The 22,898-nt window shown below is 37.8% G+C and carries 19 protein-coding genes and 3 tRNA genes; 5 read left to right on the top strand and 17 right to left on the bottom strand.

The annotated features are described in order from the left end of the window. The 3 genes from ACMFKV_RS06080 to ACMFKV_RS06090 all read right to left on the bottom strand — a co-directional run. The coding region (locus ACMFKV_RS06080) for a GTP-binding protein (RefSeq protein ID WP_234924853.1) at window positions 1-127 on the bottom strand (127 nt) is incomplete at its 3' end. 165 nt (window positions 128-292) lie between these two features. After that, a tRNA-Gly gene (locus tag ACMFKV_RS06085) sits at window positions 293-366 on the bottom strand. A 29-nt stretch (window positions 367-395) separates the two neighbouring features. Continuing rightward, window positions 396-479 (bottom strand) — tRNA-Tyr (locus ACMFKV_RS06090). Window positions 480-682: 203 nt separating this feature from the next. Here ACMFKV_RS06090 and rlmB point away from each other — a divergent pair. Next, the gene (rlmB, locus tag ACMFKV_RS06095) at window positions 683-1,513 is read left to right on the top strand and encodes a 23S rRNA (guanosine(2251)-2'-O)-methyltransferase RlmB (protein WP_336287813.1); all 831 of its coding nucleotides are present in this window, start codon (window positions 683-685) and stop codon (window positions 1,511-1,513) included. Here rlmB and ACMFKV_RS06100 read toward each other — a convergent pair. The 6 genes from ACMFKV_RS06100 to ACMFKV_RS06125 all read right to left on the bottom strand — a co-directional run bounded on the left by ACMFKV_RS06100 (window position 1,503) and on the right by ACMFKV_RS06125 (window position 7,173). After that, a complete protein-coding gene (locus ACMFKV_RS06100) occupies window positions 1,503-2,243 on the bottom strand; it encodes a rhomboid family intramembrane serine protease (protein ID WP_413154745.1) in 741 nt (246 codons plus the stop codon). The two genes, rlmB and ACMFKV_RS06100, sit on opposite strands and share 11 nt — an antisense overlap. 574 nt (window positions 2,244-2,817) lie before the next feature. Continuing rightward, window positions 2,818-3,225, bottom strand: a complete 408-nt coding sequence (locus tag ACMFKV_RS06105; RefSeq protein WP_336287815.1) for a DUF2155 domain-containing protein — start codon at window positions 3,223-3,225, stop codon at window positions 2,818-2,820. A gap of 85 nt (window positions 3,226-3,310) precedes the next feature. After that, window positions 3,311-3,709, bottom strand: a complete 399-nt coding sequence (locus ACMFKV_RS06110; protein ID WP_336287816.1) for an NADH:ubiquinone oxidoreductase subunit NDUFA12 — start codon at window positions 3,707-3,709, stop codon at window positions 3,311-3,313. Between the two features lie 191 nt (window positions 3,710-3,900). Next, window positions 3,901-5,400, bottom strand: a complete 1,500-nt coding sequence (gatB, locus tag ACMFKV_RS06115; RefSeq protein ID WP_413154746.1) for an Asp-tRNA(Asn)/Glu-tRNA(Gln) amidotransferase subunit GatB — start codon at window positions 5,398-5,400, stop codon at window positions 3,901-3,903. Between the two features lie 129 nt (window positions 5,401-5,529). After that, window positions 5,530-6,954 carry a trigger factor gene (tig, locus tag ACMFKV_RS06120; protein WP_413154747.1) on the bottom strand — a complete coding sequence of 475 codons (1,425 nt, stop codon included), beginning with the start codon at window positions 6,952-6,954 and terminating at the stop codon, window positions 5,530-5,532. Between the two features lie 136 nt (window positions 6,955-7,090). Beyond that, window positions 7,091-7,173, bottom strand: a tRNA-Leu gene (locus ACMFKV_RS06125). Window positions 7,174-7,341: 168 nt separating this feature from the next. Here ACMFKV_RS06125 and trmFO point away from each other — a divergent pair. Then, window positions 7,342-8,733, top strand: a complete 1,392-nt coding sequence (gene trmFO / locus ACMFKV_RS06130; RefSeq protein WP_336287819.1) for a methylenetetrahydrofolate--tRNA-(uracil(54)-C(5))-methyltransferase (FADH(2)-oxidizing) TrmFO — start codon at window positions 7,342-7,344, stop codon at window positions 8,731-8,733. A gap of 506 nt (window positions 8,734-9,239) precedes the next feature. Here the strand turns inward: trmFO and ACMFKV_RS06135 are convergent. The 8 genes from ACMFKV_RS06135 to ACMFKV_RS06170 form a co-directional block, all read right to left on the bottom strand. Next, window positions 9,240-9,518, bottom strand: a complete 279-nt coding sequence (locus ACMFKV_RS06135; RefSeq protein ID WP_332060422.1) for an HU family DNA-binding protein — start codon at window positions 9,516-9,518, stop codon at window positions 9,240-9,242. Between the two features lie 225 nt (window positions 9,519-9,743). Further along, entirely contained in the window at window positions 9,744-12,167 is a 2,424-nt protein-coding gene (lon, locus tag ACMFKV_RS06140; protein WP_336287820.1) for an endopeptidase La, read from the bottom strand. A 179-nt stretch (window positions 12,168-12,346) separates the two neighbouring features. Beyond that, window positions 12,347-13,621 carry an ATP-dependent Clp protease ATP-binding subunit ClpX gene (clpX, locus tag ACMFKV_RS06145; protein WP_332060420.1) on the bottom strand — a complete coding sequence of 425 codons (1,275 nt, stop codon included), beginning with the start codon at window positions 13,619-13,621 and terminating at the stop codon, window positions 12,347-12,349. A 191-nt stretch (window positions 13,622-13,812) separates the two neighbouring features. Then, window positions 13,813-14,445, bottom strand: coding sequence for an ATP-dependent Clp endopeptidase proteolytic subunit ClpP (gene clpP / locus ACMFKV_RS06150; protein WP_332060419.1), 633 nt, complete (start codon window positions 14,443-14,445; stop codon window positions 13,813-13,815). A 143-nt stretch (window positions 14,446-14,588) separates the two neighbouring features. After that, on the bottom strand, window positions 14,589-15,395 hold the full coding sequence (locus tag ACMFKV_RS06155; protein WP_413154769.1) for a glycosyltransferase family 32 protein: 807 nt from the start codon (window positions 15,393-15,395) through the stop codon (window positions 14,589-14,591). A gap of 8 nt (window positions 15,396-15,403) precedes the next feature. After that, complete coding sequence (gene trkA, locus ACMFKV_RS06160) at window positions 15,404-16,780, bottom strand: Trk system potassium transporter TrkA (RefSeq protein WP_336287821.1); 1,377 nt, start codon at window positions 16,778-16,780, stop codon at window positions 15,404-15,406. A gap of 3 nt (window positions 16,781-16,783) precedes the next feature. Continuing rightward, window positions 16,784-18,142 (bottom strand): nitrogen assimilation response regulator NtrX, encoded by a 1,359-nt coding sequence (gene ntrX / locus ACMFKV_RS06165; protein ID WP_336287822.1) that lies wholly within the window; start codon window positions 18,140-18,142, stop codon window positions 16,784-16,786. A 2-nt stretch (window positions 18,143-18,144) separates the two neighbouring features. After that, a complete protein-coding gene (locus ACMFKV_RS06170) occupies window positions 18,145-20,409 on the bottom strand; it encodes a sensor histidine kinase (protein ID WP_336287823.1) in 2,265 nt (754 codons plus the stop codon). Between the two features lie 179 nt (window positions 20,410-20,588). On the opposite strand from ACMFKV_RS06170, the gene rirA reads away from it, so the two are divergent. Genes rirA through ACMFKV_RS06185 form a run of 3 tightly spaced genes read left to right on the top strand, consistent with a single transcriptional unit; the run spans window position 20,589 to window position 22,738 of the window. Continuing rightward, entirely contained in the window at window positions 20,589-21,041 is a 453-nt protein-coding gene (rirA, locus tag ACMFKV_RS06175) for an iron-responsive transcriptional regulator RirA (protein ID WP_336287824.1), read from the top strand. An 18-nt stretch (window positions 21,042-21,059) separates the two neighbouring features. Beyond that, on the top strand, window positions 21,060-22,253 hold the full coding sequence (locus ACMFKV_RS06180) for a bifunctional 2-C-methyl-D-erythritol 4-phosphate cytidylyltransferase/2-C-methyl-D-erythritol 2,4-cyclodiphosphate synthase (protein ID WP_413154770.1): 1,194 nt from the start codon (window positions 21,060-21,062) through the stop codon (window positions 22,251-22,253). Further along, complete coding sequence (locus ACMFKV_RS06185; protein ID WP_413154748.1) at window positions 22,250-22,738, top strand: CinA family protein; 489 nt, start codon at window positions 22,250-22,252, stop codon at window positions 22,736-22,738. Before ACMFKV_RS06180 ends, ACMFKV_RS06185 begins: the two co-directional genes overlap by 4 nt. Window positions 22,739-22,898 lie beyond the last annotated feature (160 nt).

Consider the following 22,898-nt stretch of genomic DNA (forward strand, 5'->3'; position numbering starts at 1 on the left):
CATACGCTTTAAATTCACCAAAATACTTTGTAATCGCTGCCGTCAATGAGGTCTTCCCATGATCAACGTGACCAATCGTACCTATATTAACATGCGGCTTCGTACGTTCAAATTTGCTCTTTGCCATCGCTGTCAATCTCTTATCTTACGCCAAAAAAACAAGGCTCGTAGAATTAAATAACTGGCTTAACATATTAGGCCAATCACTACAACTCTCAAACGGAAATTCCGCTTAAATCTACGATAGGAACGCTCTCCTACCACAGTTATTCACCAATTCCCAACGGATATTTGGAGCGGGTAGCGGGAATCGAACCCGCGTATTCAGCTTGGAAGGCTGCTGCTCTACCATTGAGCTATACCCGCATACCACGGATTTAATCCCCTTCGATAGATGGTGGAGGGGGTTGGATTCGAACCAACGTAGCATACGCAACGGATTTACAGTCCGCCCCCTTTAACCACTCGGGCACCCCTCCATCGCACCAGTAAAACCACGCGATACGGTATCATTTCAACCCCATCGCGATAACCTGTTCAATTTAAACCGGCTGCGAAGGGGTTATGACGATTAGTATCGTATCTGTCAACAAAATAAATACAATTTTATAAAATTTTCTGCTAATAATTTTAAATCATAGATTTTTATCTACTTTTATTGTTAATACGCTATAAGAAAAATATGACAAAAAAAATATCTAAAAATTTCCGTCACGCTCATCTATATCATCGATGTCGTGACACGAAAAAGTCCCCTTCTTTCTCTATAAGACACTCAAAACATGGAACCGTTCCTTTAAGGGAAGGGGGAGTTCGTCTCTATGGTATCCACTCAGTTCAAGCTGCTTTAAAAAACCCAAAAAGAATTTTTAAATGTCTCTATATCACACAAAATGCTTTAAAACGATTAAATATACTCGAATCAGATTTACCCTGCCCTGTCACATTATGCTCTCCTAAGCAACTTGATGCACTAGTCGGAAATGATGCCGTTCATCAAGGTGTCGTTGCAGAAACTGAGCCCCTCAAGCCATGCCAATTATCTGAATTAACAAATACCGATCTTGTTGTTGTAATGGATCAAATTACCGATCCGCATAATGTCGGTGCTATTATGCGTTCTGCAGTCGCATTTAAAGCCGAAGCGCTTATTACCACTTATCGCCATTCCCCTCAAGAAAGCGGTGTCCTTGCTAAAGCAGCTTCTGGAGCTTTAGAGCTGATCAATTATATTACTGTACGAAATCTTACTGAAGCACTTCAAGAACTCCATAAAGCAGGTTTTACCAGCTTTGGACTCGATTCAGAAGGTGATTTACCTTTAGAAACAGCATTAACAGGAGAAAAAATCGCCCTTATTTTAGGAGCAGAAGGCAAAGGCTTACGGAAAAAAACACGTGAAACCGTTTGCGCATTAACACGCCTTGATATGCCTGGAAATATTAAATCATTAAATGTTTCAAATGCAGCAACAATTGCGCTTTATGCAACCCACAAATATCTTAGATTGTAATTTTTGATTTATTCCGTGAAATATCAAAAAAACCAACCAATAGAAAACCTGAAAAAAGCCCACCAATATGAGCCTCCCATGCTACTGAAACGTTATCACTTTCAAATAAAGAAGAGCAAATACTCATCATAAAATTAACAATCAACCATATACTCATATAAACAAGTACATTCCTCGAAAAAAGCGCCTGTTTGATAGACAGCAAAGAACCCAAAAATCTCTTATCCTGTATATTGGTATTGAAATAAATAGAAAAAAAACTGTAACGTGCAACAGCACCCATCATCCCAGAAACTGCACCTGATGCTCCGACAAGTGGCATCATACTATTCTGGTGGAATACAAAATAAGTTAATGCAGAAACCACCGCCGTTAATAACCAAAAAATTAAAAAGCGTACTCCACCAAAATATCTTACCAAAGGAGACCCAAAAACCAAAAGCCAAGCCATGTTAATAGCAATATGTTCAAAACTACCATGCATGAATGAATAACTAATAATGGTATGACCAAATGCTAAAGAATCGACCTTGAATAACAGCGGTGTAAATGAAAAAAATTTAAGACTTTTAATATAGAGCTGCTCAGAAAAAAAATACTGAGGAATGAAATAAATACAAAAACAAGCTGCTATCAAAGCAACTATAATAAATGGAACATTCAACAATGATTCTCTCGGCTGTTTTGACAACAAAGTAACATTATTATATCGGCGATCCACATCTTTCATTATATAAATCTCATACTCTTTGTAAAATTGATAACCTTTTGCACAAAACAAACATGTCCGTTGTAAAAAGACAAGATTTTTAAGCTTAGCGCCCTTTCATTTTCATTCCTAAATACCTATACTTTTATGTGAAAATATTGGTATCTTATCAAAAGATTTTTAAAATACATACCAAGAGTATCGTCTACACAAAATCGCCACACCGCGCTAAACTTACACTGAGACCATTTGAATAATCTGGAACTTTTATTGTACCAGTAATATAATCTTAATTGCTAGTTTTACTCACTTTTTCATCAAAATAAAAAGACTAACTTATCGCTAAAAAAACGTATCAACCTATTTATGTGTTTATAGTGCACCAATACTATAATATCTTTTACTAAAGCCATCATAAATGCAAAATAAAAAGCCTATTCATTAAATACGAGAACAAAAGCATCCGCGATGCCTTTAATTTTAACATTTAACCATTGGAATTTTAAAAATTTCTTACAAAATTTTCAAAAAAATAGCAAAAATAAATATTTAATTAAGTATATAATTTATACAATAAACCATTAACACAGAAAACTTAAAAGCCCTGCCTGCAATCCTTTAGCCACACATCATAAATAGGGTGCTCTACAGCATTTAACCCTGGACTCTCTGCAAACATCCATCCTGTAAAAATACGTCGTATCTTTTTATCTAATGTTATCTCATTGACCTCAATAAAACCAGTCGTATAAGTTGGCTCATCTTTGGAACTAGTGTAGCACACTCGTGGTGTGACCTGCAAAACACCATACTGATAAACTTCACCAAGAAGAACTTCAAAACGAGTCGTTCTACCAGTAATTTTATCAAGACCCGCAAAAACAGCAATTCCATTGCTAACACGTTCAGCCTGCACTCCACCAACTGAAGCAAAGATCATTATAATCCCCATGAGAGCAGCATAAAAAATATGCTTCAATCCTGACGGTACAAAAAAACTCATAATATCAAATCAATCATATATAAAAAACAGTCATAGCTATAACTTATAGCAAAATAAACAAAAATACACTGGTTAATAAAATGCTCTATTTTTTAGGCGACCACGCATCATAATCTTCATACACACAGGGACGCTCTCCATTATACACAATGGATCCCTTTGGTCGATAAGCTTCGCTTGTTCCTGTCATATTCTTAATATGAGGCTTTTCCCATTCATACGGCTGATACTTCTCCTGCGTAGGTGGAACATCACAGCGATGATGGATCCAACCATGCCATCCTGGCGGAATAGCTGAAGCTTCAGAGTAACCCTTGTAAACTACCCAACGACGCGGATAACCATCCTTATGGTAACCACCTTCATAATAAATATTACCAAACTGATCCTCCCCTATGCGTTTGCCTTTGCACCACGTAAAGAAGCGTGTACTAACGGTATTACCATTCCACCATGTAAAGACTTGCTTAAAAAAACCAGCCATCTTCTCTTCCACTTTTTAGCATACCCTAAAAATCAGCTATTACTATAAGCCTATTTTAACATTTGAAATTACTGAAAATAGAAACCACCTGTAAACAACTACCATGATTTTATTGGATAAAAACTTTTAATTCATATTTCTTCAGCCGTAAAAGGATATCATATTTATTAACTTATCTCTACCCTATAATATTAATCTATGCCAAGTTTTACCCTAATCAGTTCATTAACAGTCTGAGGGTTTGCTTTACCAGCTGTCGCCTTCATTACCTGCCCAACAAACCAACCAACCAAAGCAGGCTTTTGTTTTGCTTGCGCAACTTTATCAGAATTATTGGCAACAATTTCATCAACAGCTTTTTCAAGAGCCTTTACATCTGTTACCTGTTTCATATTACGCTGCTCCACAACTTGACGTGGATCACCACCTTCATTCCAAATAATCTCAAAGAGATCTTTAGCAATTTTTCCAGAAATAGTTCCTTCTTTAATAAGATCAATAATGCTCCCCAATTGATCTGGTGTCACTGGTGTATCTTCAATTTCACGATTATCTTTATTTAAGGCACCCAAAAGGTCATTAATCACCCAATTAGCAGCTATTTTTCCATCACGCCCACGTGCAACTTCTTCAAAATAATCAGCAATAGCTTTTTCTGTCACAAGGATGGAAGCATCATACGCTGTCAATCCCATCTCATTAATAAAGCGTGCTTTTATATCATCAGGGAGCTCTGGTAATTCCGCTGCCAAAGAGTCCACAAATTCTTGATCAAATTCCAATGGTAAAAGATCAGGATCGGGAAAATAACGATAATCATGTGCCTCTTCTTTTGAACGCATAGAGCGCGTTTCACCTTTAGTTGCGTCAAAAAGCCGAGTTTCCTGATCTATTACACCACCACTTTCTAAAATCGCAATCTGACGACGCGCCTCATAGTCAATCGCCTGACCAATGAAGCGAATAGAATTAACATTTTTTATCTCACAGCGTGTTCCAAAATTTTCACTAGGACGGCGAACTGATACATTGACATCCGCACGCATAGAACCTTCATCCATATTGCCATCGCAAGTCCCTAAATAACGAACAATCGTACGCAACTTTGTCATATAGGCTTTGGCTTCATCTGATGAACGCATATCTGGTTTAGAAACAATTTCCATAAGAGCTACACCAGAACGATTCAAATCTACAAAAGACATCGTCGGATGCTGATCATGCATTGATTTTCCTGCATCTTGCTCAAGGTGCAACCTCTCAATTCCAACTTCAATGTCCTCAAATTGACCACTCGAATCTGGACCAACAGATATAATAATCTTCCCCTCACCTACAATTGGATATCGAAACTGAGAAATTTGATACCCTTGTGGTAAATCTGGGTAAAAATAGTTTTTACGATCAAAAACAGATTTCAAATTAATGTGAGCTTTTAATCCCAAACCAGTGCGAACCGCTTGACGAACACATTCCTGATTAATAACAGGCAACATACCAGGCATTGCTGCATCAATAAGCGATACGTGATTATTTGGCTCAGCACCAAATTTAGTTGATGCACCTGAAAAAAGTTTTGAATTTGATATGATTTGCGCATGAACTTCCATGCCAATGATGACTTCCCAATCACCTGTAGTTCCAGAAATAAAACGCTTAGAATCAGGAATACGCGTATCAATGATTTCCATTGCCAATCCATTACCAATATTAAAAAAATATATCTGATGGCTAATCTAAAATCACTATAAGTGCAAGCTTAGAATATAAATCTAATAAAAAAGCCCGATTTTATCGGGCTTGTTCTGTGAGTGCAAATATTAATCTTTTTTAGAAGTCTTTTTCGTTGGAGCCTTCTCCGTAGCTTTTTTCTTCACTGCAGATTTTTTCTTTACCGGCTTTTTTTCAGTTAAATCTGATTCGTCATATTCCTTCATCAGCTCTTCAACTGTCACTTCTTTATCTTTAACTTTTATCCGCGCTAACAGATGATCAATAACTTTTTCTTCAAAAATCGGGGCACGTAAATTTGCAACAGCTTCTGGTGTATTACGGAAAAAATCCATAATCTCTTTCTCTTGTCCAGGATATTGGCGTACCTGATCAAAAACAGCTGCCTTTAGCTCATCATCATTAACTTTAACACCAACTTTCACCCCTATTTCAGAAAGCACCAAACCAAGACGGACACGACGTTGTGCAAGCCCACGATATTCTTCCCGTGCCTGCTCTTCCGTAACACCCTCATTTTCAAAACTGCTACCTGCCTTTTTTAAATCCTCATTCACCTGAGTCCAGATATTGTTAAACTCAATTTCCAAAAGCCCTTCAGGAATCTCAAAATCATAGTCAGCATCTAAGGCATCAAGAATTTGACGTTTAATTTTTTGACGTGTCATTGAACCATACTGACTTTCAATCTGCCCACGAACAACTTCACGTAAGCGATCCAGAGATTCCAAACCAAGCTTTTGAGCTGCTTCGTCATCAATTTTCAGCTCATCTGGTTTCAGAACAGCTTTAACAGTGATATCAAATTCTGCATCCTTACCTGCCAAATGCACAGCACTATAATTATCAGGAAATTTAACAGAAATTGTTTTCTTATCTCCTATTTTTACACCAATTAACTGTTCCTCAAAACTAGGAATAAATTGCTTTGATCCAAGAATTAATTGCGCATCACTATCTGCTCCACCTTCGAATGGAACACCCTCAAGCTTCCCTAAATAATCTATTGTAACACGATCACCTTCTTCAGCAGAGCCGTCTTTCAACGAGTAACTACGGGTAGAAGAAAGAGTACGCTCTACTTGCTCATCAATTTCTTGTTCGGGAATAGCCGCAATTTCACGAACAACTTCAATATGATCGAAGTCTTTAATTTCAAATTTCGGTAAAATTTCATACTTTAAATTGAAAACAAAATCGGCTTCGCCATCTAAAATTTTGTCATCTTCATCTATATCAATTTGCGGCTGCATCGCTGAACGTTCATTACGATCAGCTAAAATAGAGTGGGGAGCATCTTTGATAATTTCGTTCAAAATTTCCGCCATAAAAGACTTGCCGTACATTTTTCGTAGGTGACCTGTAGGTACCTTACCAGGACGAAAACCATTAAGCTTAATCTTACCCTTGGTATCATCCAATCGTTCATTCAACTTTTCTTTTAAATCTCTCGCTGGAACCACGATCTTAATTTCGCGCTTCAGTCCTTCATTAAGCGTCTCGGTAACCTGCATCAAACAACCTTTATTTTTCTAAAGAGAAGGATAAACCCGCTCTGATAATAATTACATTCTAACACTTGAGTGTTAAAGCACTATGAAACAAACTTCCAGTTACGTAGTGAAGTCCGTAATATTCAAAGAGCTCCTTTGGTGCGGATGAAGGGACTCGAACCCCCACGGTTTCCCGCCAGAACCTAAATCTGGTGCGTCTACCAATTTCGCCACATCCGCTAAACCTATAAAACCAATAACCTTACATAGGCGGCGTTTCTATACCATTAATTAAAGAAAAAAAGCAAATAAATATATTTAAAAATCCAAATACACATCCTTCTTTACAAATTACAAAAACAAAATTTATGCTTTTCAGATGGAAATGCTTCCACTAAAAGGGGATTTATGTTAAATAAGCTCAATGACCCAATTCATATCATCGGCGGCGGACTTGCAGGTAGTGAAGCAAGCTGGCAGATCGCTCAATTAGGTATCCCCGTTATTTTGCACGAAATGCGTCCTCAAAAAAAATCTGATGCCCATAAAACAGATAGACTTGCGGAATTAGTCTGTTCAAATTCATTTCGTTCTGATGATTCATCAACAAACGCCGTTGGTCTTTTACATGCTGAAATGCGATTAGCGAAATCCTTGATTATGAAAGCTGCAGACGCCAACAAAGTACCAGCTGGAAGTGCACTGGCCGTCGATCGCGATGGATTTTCAAAAACCGTTACAACAGCACTTGAAAATCATCCTTTTATAACTATAAAACGTGAAGAAATTCAAGATCTCCCTGAAGATGGACGCCACATTATCATTGCAACAGGTCCTCTTACCTCGCCAGCACTCGCTCAAGCAATACAAACAATTACTGGAACAGAAGCGCTCTCTTTTTTTGATGCTATCGCGCCTATTATTTATACCGATAGTGTTAATATGGATATCTGCTGGTATCAATCGCGCTATGATAAAATCGGTCCTGAAGGAACAGGAAAAGATTATCTTAATTGTCCTCTTGATAAAACACAATATGAAGTATTTATTCAATCGTTAAAAAATGCAGAAAAAATAGAATTCCGTGACTTTGAAAAAACACCCTATTTTGATGGATGCTTGCCAATTGAAGTTATGGCTGAACGCGGACTTGAAACCCTAAGGCATGGACCTATGAAACCTATGGGATTAACTAATGCCCATAATCCCACAATTAAACCATACGCCGTCGTCCAATTACGTCAAGACAACAAACTTGGAACCCTTTATAATATGGTTGGTTTTCAAACAAAACTGAAATATGGTGAACAAGTTCGCATTTTTAGAATGATCCCTGGTCTTGAGCAAGCAGAATTCGCACGCCTTGGTGGGCTTCATCGCAATACCTACCTTAATTCACCAATCATTCTTGATAAAACCCTTTGTTTGAAGCAAAGACCTCAGCTACGTTTTGCTGGGCAAATTACGGGATGTGAAGGTTATGTAGAATCATCTGCAATAGGACTTCTCGCTGGGTATTTTGCTGCTGCTGAATATAACCATAACTGCCCTTCACCCCCACCACCAACTACAGCATTTGGTGCTCTTTTGAACCATATTACTGGTGGACACATCGTAGCAGAAACAGAAAAACAGTCTTTTCAACCAATGAATATCAATTTTGGTCTTTTTCCACCTATTATTTCTGCTACCCCCTTAGAAAAACGCTTGCTAAGTAAAGAAAAAAAATTAGCAAAAAAACAAGCTATAACTGCCAGAGCCTTACATGATTGTGCTCAATGGTTACAAAATAGAGCGTAAATAAAGTAGTTCCTAGATTAATTATTGCCTTTGACTTTCATGAGATACACATCACCAATCTTTGATCTACTAGGTTATCATCCAAAAATTTTTTATGGAATCAATAATCTCAGCCAATAAACAACACGTATAAAAACCATCATTTATTAAACTCAAACAGCATAAAAACTTTAAAAAACGCTTTTGCTATAAACGTCATAAAATAGCTTTTGAATACGCTTCAACTGTTAAAAAGCTCACAACAACACATCTGCTCGATCATAATAGCAAAAAATATATACCATTACCCCAATCACTGCCACAAATATCCCCTCCACGAAAATACTGTAACCTCTTGACATGATCAAAGCTTAATCTAATTTACAAGCTACACTTCTCCTACAGCTCAACGTTTTATTTTAACAAAAATAAACACATGCTGTAAAATTTTATGTAAAAATATATACAGAACATTTTTTTAAAAAACCCGTTTATAAATAAATCGGGTTTTTTTAATGTGGCTTAAATTACTTTTTATTAACAGCTTCTTTAAGAGTTTTCCCTGCAGAAAATTTGGGAACAGAACGCGCTGGGATATCAATTTCAGCACCAGTTGAAGGGTTCCGCCCCTTTGTAGCAGCACGATGAGAAACTTCAAAAGAACCAAAACCTGGAAGGCGAACATCACCTCCTGAAGCCAAGGCTTCTGTTACAGAAGCAATAAAAGCATCAATAACAGAGCCCGCCTGCGCTTTTGAAACACTCGCTTTTTCAGCAACGGAAGTAACCAATTCACTTTTATTCATTAAACATTTCCTTTCCCTATATTATCAGATAATGTAATCTAATGGTCATCGCTCAGTTTATTGAAAAGTACAGCAAACAGAAGTCTTATTTTTATCCAAAGCATTGTTTTTTTAGCAATAATCATAGTTATTCACGGAATTTTTCATTTTTTTTAAATAAATAAAACAATAACTGTAAAAATAACCCCTACGACTCTTACAAACACGACTGCATTGGATAATGATTCAGTGTGCAATTTGTCTTCCTCCATCGTTGCTCTCCGTCCTGACAGTTGAAGCCACTGTAGGAGATTCTGTCCATTCAATAGCCTCTGGAGAACGAACCAAAGCATGTTTAAGGACTTCACTAACATGATTTACTGGAATAATTTCCATATTATTTTTGACAACATCAGGAATATCAATCAAATCTTTTACATTTTCTTCAGGAATGAGCACTTTTTTTATCCCTCCCCGAAGAGCTGCAAGCAGCTTTTCTTTTAATCCACCAATCGGCAAAACACGACCACGTAAAGTAATTTCTCCAGTCATCGCAATATCTCTATGCACAGCTATCCCTGTTAATACCGAAACAATTGCTGTAACCATTGCAATCCCAGCAGACGGTCCATCTTTTGGCGTAGCACCTTCTGGAACATGAACATGAATATCACGTTTATCAAACAGTGGCGGCTCTATACCAAAATCAACAGCACGAAAGCGCACATAAGATGCTGCTGCAGAAATGGACTCCTTCATAATATCACGCAAATTCCCAGTTACCGTCATTTTGCCTTTCCCTGACATCATAACGCCTTCAATGGTTAACAGTTCTCCGCCAACCTCGGTCCATGCAAGCCCTGTAACAATACCAATCTGATTTTCACCTTCGACTTGGCCATAGCGATAACGTTTAACACCCAAAAAATCACCAATATTATCTTCTGTAATCTTCACAGATTTTTGATGAGTCTTAAAAATTTTTGTAACTGATTTACGTGCCATCTTCATTAATTCACGTTCAAGGTTACGTACCCCCGCTTCACGTGTGTAAAACTGAATAACAGACCTTATGGCATCATCAGAAACACTGAATTCTCTTTTAGACAAACAATGATCTTTCAGCGCCTTTGGTAAAAGATGCCGTCTAACAATTTCCATCTTTTCACATTCAGTATAACCAGCAATACGAATAATTTCCATCCGATCCAATAACGGACCTGGAATATCAAGTGTATTCGCCGTTGCAACAAACATCACATCAGAAAGATCATACTCTACTTCTAAATAATGATCAATAAATGTACCATTCTGCTCAGGATCAAGTACTTCCAATAAAGCCGATGAAGGATCTCCACGAAAATCTTGTCCTATTTTATCAATTTCATCGAGCAAAAAAAGCGGATTAGACTTTTTTGCCTTTTTCATTGACTGAATAATTTTCCCAGGCATAGAACCAATATAAGTCCGACGATGTCCACGAATTTCTGCCTCATCCCGCACCCCCCCCAATGAGATACGAACATATTCACGACCTGTTGCTTTTGCGATAGAACGCGCCAGCGATGTCTTCCCAACACCTGGGGGGCCTAGCAAACAAATAATAGGACCTTTTATTTTCGATGCTCGGCTTTGTACTGCTAAATATTCAACAATCCGTTCCTTGACTTTCTCAAGACCAAAATGTTCATTATCCATGACTTTTTCGGCAAAATTTAGATCATTTTTAATTTTTGACTTTTTGCCCCAAGGTATCGCTAAAAGCCAATCAAGATAATTACGTACAACAGTTGCCTCCGCAGACATAGGAGACATATTCCGTAATTTTTTCAGTTCTGCCACAGCTTTTTCATGCGCTTCTTTCGAAAATTTAGTCTTTGTGATGCGTTCCTCTAATTCAGACAACTCATCACGACTATCATCACCTGCCCCTAACTCCTTCTGAATAGCCTTCATCTGTTCATTGAGGTAATATTCTCGCTGATTCTTTTCCATTTGCCGTTTAACATGCGAACGAATTCGTTTTTCAACCTGCAAAACAGAAATTTCTCCTTCCATGAACGATAAAATGCGTTCAAGACGATCACGTATAGGCAATAAAGCTAATATTTCCTGCTTTTCCGAAAGCTTAATCACCAAATGTGAAGCAATAGTATCAGCAAGCTTAGAAGGATCATCAATTTGACCAACCGCATTAACAACCTCAGGGGAAACCTTTTTATTAAGTTTTACATAATTTTCAAAATAGGAAATCACAGATCGAGAAAGAGCTTGAATTTCAACAGCATCTTCCTTGGGCTCTTCTGTAACACTCGCAAAAGCTTGATGATAATCTTTATTTTCAGTAAATTGGCTAATTTTTGCACGCGCAGTACCCTCGACCAAAACTTTCACAGTTCCATCAGGAAGCTTTAAAAGTTGAAGAACATCAGCAAACGTACCTATATCATAAATATCTTCCGATTTTGGATCATCATCCGAGGCATTTTTTTGCGTGACTAGCAATATTTGTTTGTCAGATGCCATCGCTTTTTCAAGAGCACAAATTGATTTTTCTCTTCCCACAAAAAGCGGAACGATCATATGCGGGAAGACAACAATATCACGAAGAGGTAAAACAGCATAAAGCTCCTCCCTTACTCCGTCTGTCTTTTCATCAATATATTGCATAATTCTCCTTTCTGGAGCCTATGATTTGCCCACACACAAGCCCGCCTTTTATAAAAGCCTCTAGCTCTTCACAATGCATGAAGTGGTAACTTGAACATATAAATCAAGCATTATGCCTTATAATATCTCAAAATATCCACTTTTAAATGTTCATTACCACTTTTCATTATCACACACTGTTATGCCGATACATTTTCTTTATCCTCTGTACGCTCTGAGTAAATGTAAAGAGGACGAGCATTTCCATCAACCACATCACTTGAAATTACCACTTTTTGAACACCTTCAAGAGCTGGTAATTCAAACATAGTCTCAAGAAGTATCTTTTCCATAATTGAACGTAAACCGCGTGCACCAGTTTTTCGTTCAATTGCCTTCTTGGCAATAACCCGTAAAGCATCTTCATGAAACGTTAACTCAACATTTTCCATATCAAAAAGACGCTGATATTGCTTTACTAAAGCATTTTTGGGTTGTGATAAAATTTGAACAAGCGCATTAACATCCAAATCTTCTAAGGTTGCTACAATAGGAAGGCGACCAATGAATTCTGGTATTAAACCAAATTTTATAAGATCCTCAGGCTCTAATTCACGAAAAATTTCACCGACACAACGTTCATCAGGCGCCTTAACAGTTGCAGAAAAACCGATGGATGTTTTTTCACCGCGCCCCGAAATAATCCGCTCTAAACCAGCAAAAGCACCCCCACAAATAAATAAAATATTTGTTGTATCAACCTGAAGAAACTCTTGCTGGGGATGCTTACGTCCTCCCTGCGGAGGAACAGAAGCAACTGTCCCTTCCATAATCTTTAATAACGCTTGCTGAACTCCTTCTCCAGAAACATCCCTTGTAATAGAAGGATTGTCAGCCTTACGAGAAATTTTATCAACTTCATCAATATAAACAATACCGCGCTGTGCGCGCTCGACATTGTAATCAGCAGATTGAAGAAGTTTCAAAATAATATTTTCAACATCCTCCCCCACATAACCCGCTTCAGTTAAAGTGGTCGCATCAGCCATAGTAAAAGGAACATCAATGATGCGCGCTAATGTTTGTGCTAAATAAGTTTTACCACACCCCGTTGGACCCACAAGCAAAATATTCGATTTTGCTAACTCAATATCATTGCTCTTAGACTGATGCGCAAGCCGCTTATAATGATTATGGACAGCAACAGAAAGAACACGCTTTGCATGCTGCTGACCAATAACGTAATCATCAAGAACTGTCATAATTTCTTGTGGAGTAGGAACACCATCACGCACCTTACCTCCAGAAGATTTATTTTCTTCACGAATAATATCCATACAAAGCTCTACGCATTCATCACAAATGAATACGGTAGGACCTGCGATGAGCTTACGCACTTCATGCTGACTTTTGCCGCAGAACGAGCAATAGAGAGTATTTTTTGATTCGCTCCCGCTATTGCCAATTTTGCTCATTTTATTTTCCTTTCACCACGATATATGAATACTTCATCTTCTCAAAGGAAGTTTTTTATAACAATAACCAAAAGACATATAAAAAACTACGCGCATCAAAATATCTTTATTTGTTAGGTATTTTCTATTATTTTTTGCTATATTTTTACGAAATTCTCTATCTAAAATAATTATTTTTTCTATAAAAACTCTTAATTTTTCTCTTCTTTCTCAGTCTCTGTACGATATTGTATAACGTCATCAACTAAGCCAAATTGTTTAGCTTCTTCCGCTGTCATAAAATGATCACGATCAAGAGTTCTTTCAATAACTTCATAGTCCTGACCTGTGTGTTGAACATAAATTTCATTCAAACGCTGCTTCATTTTTATAATATCTTGGGCATGCCGTTCAATATCGGAAGCCTGACCTTGAAAACCACCAGATGGCTGATGTACCATAATACGTGCATTTGGCAATGTAAAACGATGACCTTTCGCTCCAGCTGTTAAAAGTAACGATCCCATAGACGCTGCTTGCCCCATGCAAAGTGTAGAAACAGGAGGGCGAATAAATTGCATTGTATCATAAATTGCCATACCAGATGTCACAACACCACCTGGTGAATTAATATAAAGACTAATTTCTTTTTTAGGATTTTCCGCTTCTAAAAAAAGCAATTGCGCACAAACAAGCATCGCCATACCATCTTCAACAGGACCATTAATAAAAATGATCCGCTCTTTTAAAAGACGGGAAAAAATATCATAAGCTCGCTCACCACGGTTAGTCTGTTCAACAACCATAGGAACAAGACTTAATGCTGTTTTCATTGAATCACTCATATTTTCACTCCCATTCATATAACAATCGCTTTTACGTATTCAATACCTTCACCCATAAGCCAACATGCCTCTTTTGTGCAAGCCGCAATTAACGCTATTCAAGCAGGATTAAAGTCACAGCGGTTAAAAAAGCAATAATAATCCTACTCAAATAAATTCTGGGCATTAGGAATACGTGATACTGCCCAATGGTAAAAACTCCCTTCCTGTGGACGTTGGGTTGTCTTTGCTTTTCTGTGGATGTGAAAGCCTATAAACCGTGAATCTTCTATTGGTTTAATACCAAAAGTTGGATCAAAAATCCTTTCAGTTTTACGCCCTGTCCAATAATAAAAAGTTTCTTTTTCCTTTGCTTCATGAAAAAAATTGTACTTTTTGGCTAACCGAGAGATCCCATCATTGCCAAATATAGTAATTCCAAGTCTTCCTGGTAAAATCGGCATTTTTTTTCTCTTTAACCAAAATGGCCTCCAAACACGGCGCTTAAAACCCAACCAATTTGGAACAACTTCTGTACCGGATAAATAATCTTCAAATGCTTTTATAATGGGATTATTAGGAGGCAAATAAAGCGCAGAAACCCCTACCCTTGCAGCATTTTCTCTTGCCAACCAAACACGATCTGCCTCTGGATGAAACTGTTTCACAAGATAAACATCTGTATCTAACCAAACCCCTTGTTGATGCTTCATCAACATAATGCGGAAAAGATCCGAAAATTGAACAATCGTACGATTGGGCTCATAATCAGGAAAATGAGGGTCAAGGCGGTAAAACACTGAACGTGGTAAAATTGATTCGGCTTCATGTAATTCAACACCAACAGGTACATTTACCACTTTTTCATAACTAAAAAGCTTAACACGCTGACCAGTCTTAACCATTGATGCTAAACACAACCAATCAACAAATCTCAATTGTTCTCCATACCAAAACGTACAAATATCCATAGGCAATATTAAAAATATTCTAAACTTACACGAAATAATTGCTCAACATCATGAACACTATCAGCAAGAGCAAAAATTACTATCCGATCACCTGGCAAAATGCGCGTATCTGCCGAAAGTTGTATTATTGTTTTATTACGATAAATTGCACCAATTCTCAAACCATCTGATAAATTGAGCTCTGACAATGATTTTCCAACCAATGAAGACGTTTGCATCACTTCAGCCTCAATAATTTCTGCTTGACCATTAAAAACTGAGTGAACCGCACGAATACGTCCACGACGCATTTGTTGCAAAATTTTTGATATGGTAACGCTATGAGGATTAAGATACGCATCCACACCAACCGCACGACTAAACTCTTGGTAAGCAACATTGTTAATCAACACCATATTAGCTCTACATCCAAGCCTTTTAGCAATAATAGCACTTAAAAGATTAACCTGATCCTGATTTGTCAATGTAATTATTAAATCGGCTTGACCAATTCCAGCTTCCTGAAGAATCACTGGATCTAATACATTACCATATAAAACAGTCGTCTTTTCGAGTTGATCGGCAATTGTCAGCGCTCTCTCTCTATGTGATTCTATAATTTTTAATTTTAATTTATGTAAACGCTTTTCAATAGCCTGAGCAACATAAAGACCAATATGACCACCTCCTGCAATAATCATGCGGTGCGCATCCCGTTCTTTATGACCAAAAAGTCCAACTGCACGACGCATCTGATCACGGGCAGCAACAAGATAAGTCACATCACCAACACGTAATTCTGTCTCTGAGTGCGCTATCAATAATTCTGAACCACGTTTAATAGCGGTAACCGTTGTTCGAAGATCTGGAAAAAGCTCTGTTAATTGGTGCAAAGGCGTATTAATAACTGGACAATCTTCCATACATTCCAAAGCTAATGCAACAATATCGTCATTACAAAAATACAGCACATCTATTGTTCCAGGTAAAGCAATACGGCGTAGAACCATTTCCCCAACTTCAATTTCTGGCGAAATAACTACATCTATAGGGATACTCTCTCTGGCAAAAAGAGTCTTATAGCGTGGTTCTAAATAGGATTGTGAGCGAATACGTGCTATTTTTGTTGGAATGTTGAATAATGAATGTGCTACTTGGCAAGCTACCATATTAACTTCATCAAATAAAGTTACTGCAATCAACATATCAGCTTTATCTGCACCTGCTGCTAAAAGCACCTCAGGTCGTGAACCATGACCAACAAAACCTCTCACATCTAACGTATCACGAATTTTTTCAACCAATCTTGCTTCAATATCAATAACCGTAACATCGTGATTCTCAGCAGCCAAACGCTCTGCTATCCCATAACCAACCTGTCCCGCTCCGCAAATAATTACACGCATAACCTATGAAACTCCAAGTGCCTTAAGCTTACGGTGCAAAGCTGAACGCTCCATACCTATAAATTCAGCTGTACGCGATATATTTCCACCCAAGCGCCCAATTTGCGTTATTAAATACCTCTTTTCAAAGAGTTCTCGTGCTTCACGCAACGGTAAATCCATTATACTTTCATCTGCATTCACTTGAATATGAGGCAAAGAATTGCTCACTTCTGTAGGAAGCAACTCCGCTGTTATTGGACCATCACCATCACGCACAAGAATGAGAAGTCGTTCAATATTATTGCGTAACTGCCGCACATTACCGGGCCAAGCATGTGTTTGCAAAATAGAGATAACATCATCACTGATTTCACGCGGCTTAATACCAACTTGCTGCGATATTATTTTAACAAAATGATGAACAAGCTCTGGTATGTCTTCACGACGTGCAGAAAGCGGTGGAACAGAAACAGGAACAACCGAAAGACGGTGAAAAAGATCTTCTCTAAAGCGTCCATCAGCAATCAGATTTTCAAGATTTTGCGCTGTTGAAGAAATTATACGAACATCCACTTTAACACGTTTTGTGCCACCAACCCTTTCAAATGCCTGACCTGTCAAAACCCGAAGAATCTTACTTTGAGTTTCACGAGACATATCAGCAATTTCATCAAGATATAATATCCCTCCATGAGCTTCTTCTAATGCACCAATCTTACGTTCATTACCCTCCATTTCGTTACCAAACAATTCGATTTCCATTCTTTCTGGAACAATCGTTGCCGCATTTATTGTAACAAATGGCCCATTCGAACGTGCTGAACGCGCATGAATAACACGTGCCACCATCTCTTTTCCCGCACCTGAAGGACCAGTGATCATGATGCGACTATTGGTTGGCGCTACTTTTTCTATGACTTGACGTAAATGTTTCATAACGGACGATGTACCGAGCAATTCTAGTGTTTCGCTCGAACGCTTGCGCAATTCTAAAAGCTCACGTTTTAATTTTGAGTTTTCAAGAGTCCGTTCAGCAATTAATACAAGACGATCAGCTTTAAAAGGCTTTTCGATAAAATCATATGCTCCTCGTTTTATAGCAGAAACAGCTGTTTCAATATTACCATGCCCAGAGATCATAACCACTGGAAGAGCAGGATAGCGCGCTTTAATTTCATCAAGCAGTGCTAAACCATCCAGACGGCTTCCCTGTAACCAAACATCTAAAAAAATGAGCTTTGGAATACGTTCACTAATTTGCGCTAATGCTTCATCAGAATTACTTGCAACACGCGTTTCATAGCCTTCATCATCTAAAATACCAGAAACAAGTTCACGAATATCCATTTCATCATCAACAATTAAGATATCTGATACCATCCTTATTCCCCTATTTTATAATTTATAACTTGTGCAACACTATCCTGCTCAGCCCCATCCGCTGGAAATACCAAACGGATCATAGCACCACGACCTTCATAAAAATTTTTCGGAGCATCATATAATTCCATATAACCACCATGATCTTCAATAACTTTTCGCACAATGGCTAGTCCAAGCCCTGTTCCCTTTTCTCGCGTTGTTATATAAGGTTCTAATAATTTTTGCCTTTGCTCTTTAGGAAGTCCTTTACCGTTATCAATAACATCCACAACCAAGCGTTCTTCTTGACGATAAGAGCGTATAAAAATATGACCACGAATACCCTCCTCTCGTGTAACGGAGTCAATAGACTCGCTTGCATTTTTGATAACATTGCAAAAAGCTTGAACAATAAGACGGTTATCAAACGCACCTAAAAGTGGTACATTTCCTAAATCTTGCTCAAAATGAATATCATGTCGAGCAACTTCTATTAAAAAACATGCTTCACGTAGCAATCCGCGTATATCTAAAATATGCATTTTTGGTTTGGGCATACGTGCAAAAGAAGAAAATTCATCAACCATACGCCCAATATCCCCAACTTGCCGAATAATTGTATCGATACATCGCTCAAAAACTTCACGATCTTGTGTAATAGCTTTGTTATAACGTTTACGAATACGTTCAGCTGATAACTGAATAGGTGTAAGTGGATTTTTAATTTCGTGCGCAATACGGCGCGCAATATCTGCCCAAGCCGATGAACGTTGTGCTTCAACAAGGTCTGTAATATCATCAATCGTCAAAACCCAAGATTGTCCCCGTCCGTCATCCTCTTCCATAGTAATTTGCACATTACAAACACGTTCTTTCTCAGCAACACTCAAGGTCACTTGTTCACGATGATTTTTACGACCTAAAAAACGTGCTAATTTAAAAACTTCCCAAATTTCAGCACTTAACGACAAAAGATTGCATCCAATAACCTGTTCAGCACGAATCCCAAACATCGTTTCAATAGAACGATTGATAATTGTAACATCACCATTATCATCGATTCCAGCCACACCTGCTGTTACACCAGACAAAACAGCTTCAGAAAAACGTCGTCTTTCATCAATTTGATCACGAACTGTAATTAATTCATTGCGCCGATTTTTTAATTCACTTACCATGTAGTTGAAAGTTTTTGATAACTGACCAATATCCCCATCCCTCGCTCGTACTGGCACAAAGACTTCCATATTCCCAGAAGCTACATCATCAGCTGCACTAATAAGAAGGCGAATAGGACGCACCAAGCGATCAGCAACAGCAATACCAGCCCAAATAGCTGACAAAAATAAACTAAAGAAAAGACACAGATAAAGCATACCAAATGCAATTTGCGTCGGTAAGCGATTTTCATTTAAATCACGATAACGATCTGTATTAATTTCTGTTAAACGCAAAGCAGATAAAACGTCTTTATCAATGTCACGTACTAAATACAAAAATGTATTTGGTATATTGGTAAATTTTAAAATGATACCAAAATAATCGTGAACCCCGGGTTGAAACGAAAAAGGGCTCATACGCGTTGCCCGCTTGATAAGACTGGGTGGTGGGATAGGCAGATTATCCTCATCACCAAGATCACTCGATATAAAAACAGTTCCACTCGAACTTAACAAAAATGCGCCACGAAGATTGCGCCCTGCAGCATGACGCGTCAGTTGCATCCGATATTCAGCTAAATTACGCTCTAAAAGCTTTTTATTATCAAGTGCAAATGCCATAGTATAGGATAAATTTTTTAAATTTTGAAGCATTTCATCTGCATAAGCATTTGCTAAATCGATAGAAGAACTTACAATTTGCCGAGTTGTCGTATCAAACCATCGATCAAGTCCTAAATTAAGTGCAGGACCCGATACAAGAGCTACAGCAACAGCTGGAACTGTTGCAACAAGCGTAAACAATGAAATAAGACGTACATGGAGACGTGAGCCAGCACGTTTTAACCGCCAAGTACGAATAATGGGTATCATCTCGTAACAGACAATTACGACAAGCCCAAAAACCCAAATACTGTTAATCCCTATAAGAATGAATGTTACAGCTCTATTGGGAACAACAGGAGTTAATCCGATAAGAATAATAAACGAAATAGAAGCCGTTAGCAAAGCTAACACAATGATTGTAACACCTAAAAATGTATAGACTTTATTTAAGCGATACAATTCATCCCTATAGCTACCTTTATCTATATTTTGAAGATTCGTCACGGATGTTGTATTCATGATGAGCTTACGTTACTTTACCCTACTATTCCATATAACCCTTTGTGACAAAAATTGACAATACTAATACCACGTTTTAAATACAGCCCCTAACAAATGAAGAGAAAATTTTTACATTTTCCAGAATATCTTTAAAATAAAGCACGTCTGGTGATGCTTTATATAATATAGGAGGTGAGATGCGGTTAACCAAACAGACAAATTATGCCCTCCGGATGCTCATGTATTGTGCAGATAATCAAGGATCTTTGAGTCGTATTCCAGAAATTGCTAAAGCATATGCCATTTCCGAGCTTTTCTTATTTAAAATCCTTCAACCACTCGTTGAAGCAGGTTTTATACAAACAGTACGGGGACGTAATGGTGGCGTTAAATTGGCAAAACCTGCAACAGAAATTTCAGTAGCTGATGTTGTGAAAGTAACAGAAGATAACTTTTCCATGGCAGAATGCTTTGATACTGCAGAACCTAACTGCCCATTAATAGATTTTTGTGGCTTAAATACCGCGCTTAAAAAAGCCTTAAATGCTTTTTTTGAGGTATTATCAGTAACATCCCTTGCTGATCTGCAGAGACCATCTTTTCGAAGCCAATTTAAAATGAATAATCATGAAAACAATGAGCTGAGATAATATGAAAGGAGATTCATTATTTCTATTGCAGCTATAATATTAGCCGCGGGTCGTGGTGAAAGAGCAGGATATTCACAAAAAATTCCAAAGCAATACCGACTTTTAGGACAAGAGCCGGTTATTCGTCATACTGTACGTTGTTTCTTGCAAAATCCAGAAATCTCAACGACCATCTTAGTAATTCATCCAGAAGATCATCAAATCTGTGAGCAAGCTATAGCTGATTTTAAAGAGCACCTCATCATCGTTGAAGGAGGTAATACACGTCAAATATCCACTTTATGTGGGCTTCATGCACTTAAAAATATAAAACCCCAATATGTTCATATTCACGATGGTGCACGTCCCTTTATCGAAAAAAAGCTCCTCGAGAAAATCCATACCACCATTAGCCATCAAGAAGGTGTTCTCCCCGTTCTTTCCGTCTCTGATACGCTCAAACGTGTAAATAAAACACACCATGTTTTAGAAACAATTCCACGCACTAATCTTTACAGCGCACAAACTCCACAGTGTTTTCCATTTGAACGCATTTTAGCTGCCCATGAAAAAGCAAGACAAACCTGCGACCAAGAATTTACTGATGATTCAGCAATTGCCGAATGGTTTGGTATACCTATGCGTACCATCCTTGGAGATCCTAAAAATATAAAAATTACATGGCGCGAAGATTTTGATACAGCACATTTATATCTCCAGAAAAAAATGCAAATATTTCCTGATATCCGCACTGGAAATGGTTATGATGTTCATTCTTTCGAGGAAGGAACTTCTATCATATTATGCGGTATAAAAATTCCTTTCCATAAAAAATTAAGTGGGCATTCAGATGCTGATGTTGCTCTTCATGCACTAACAGATGCCCTTCTTGCTACTCAAGGAGCAGGAGATATTGGTACACACTTCCCTCCTTCTGATCCTCAATGGAAAAATACATCATCAGAAATTTTTCTTCGTCATGCCATTGATATTGTAAAAAAAGCAGGTGGACATATTACCAATGTTGATATCACACTGATCGCTGAAAATCCTAAAATTAACCCCTATCGTCATATAATGACAGAAAATCTTATGAAAATACTCACCATTTCACCTGATAGAATCTCTATCAAAGCGACAACGAATGAAAAGCTTGGATTCATTGGTCGCGAAGAGGGCATTGCTGCTCTTGCAACTGCTACCGTCCTTTACCTAGGAGAAATTCCCAAATGACATATTTTTGTGAAGAGCAAGCACATGCGGTTCTTACAGCTTGTCGCCAAAAAGGCTTGCTTTTAACAACCGTTGAATCTTGTACAGGAGGACTCATTGCTGCAAATCTTACCAATATTGCAGGGTCATCAGATGTGCTTGATTGTGGATTTGTTGTTTATTCAAACGAATCTAAAACACGTCTTGTCGGTGTGTGCGCCGAACTTATAAAGACATATGGTGCAGTTTCAAAAGAAGTCGCGATTGCAATGGCTGAGGGTGGATTAAAATATTCACAAGCTGGAATTGCAATTTCTGTAACAGGAATTGCGGGACCAAGAGGGGCATGTCTTGGTAAACCTGTAGGACTTGTGCATTTCGCAGTTGCTTACAAAAATCACAAAACCCTACATACAGAAATGTACTTCGGAAATCTTGATCGCAATGCTATCCGCTCTGCAACCGTTGAAAATGCCTTGAAAATGATCCTATCATCTCTTCAATAACATTCCCACATATCCAATTTCCAAATTTCATTTCACCAAAATTACAGTCCATGTTTTTTAAGATAATTTGTTACTTATCTCAATTGAGATACTGTAAAAATAAATAAAGATAATTTAAAAAAGCAATACTACTTTAAGCCATAATATTAAATGATTAGCT

The sequence above is a fragment of the Bartonella propinqua genome (assembly GCF_047263965.1).
GTDB lineage: Bacteria > Pseudomonadota > Alphaproteobacteria > Rhizobiales > Rhizobiaceae > Bartonella.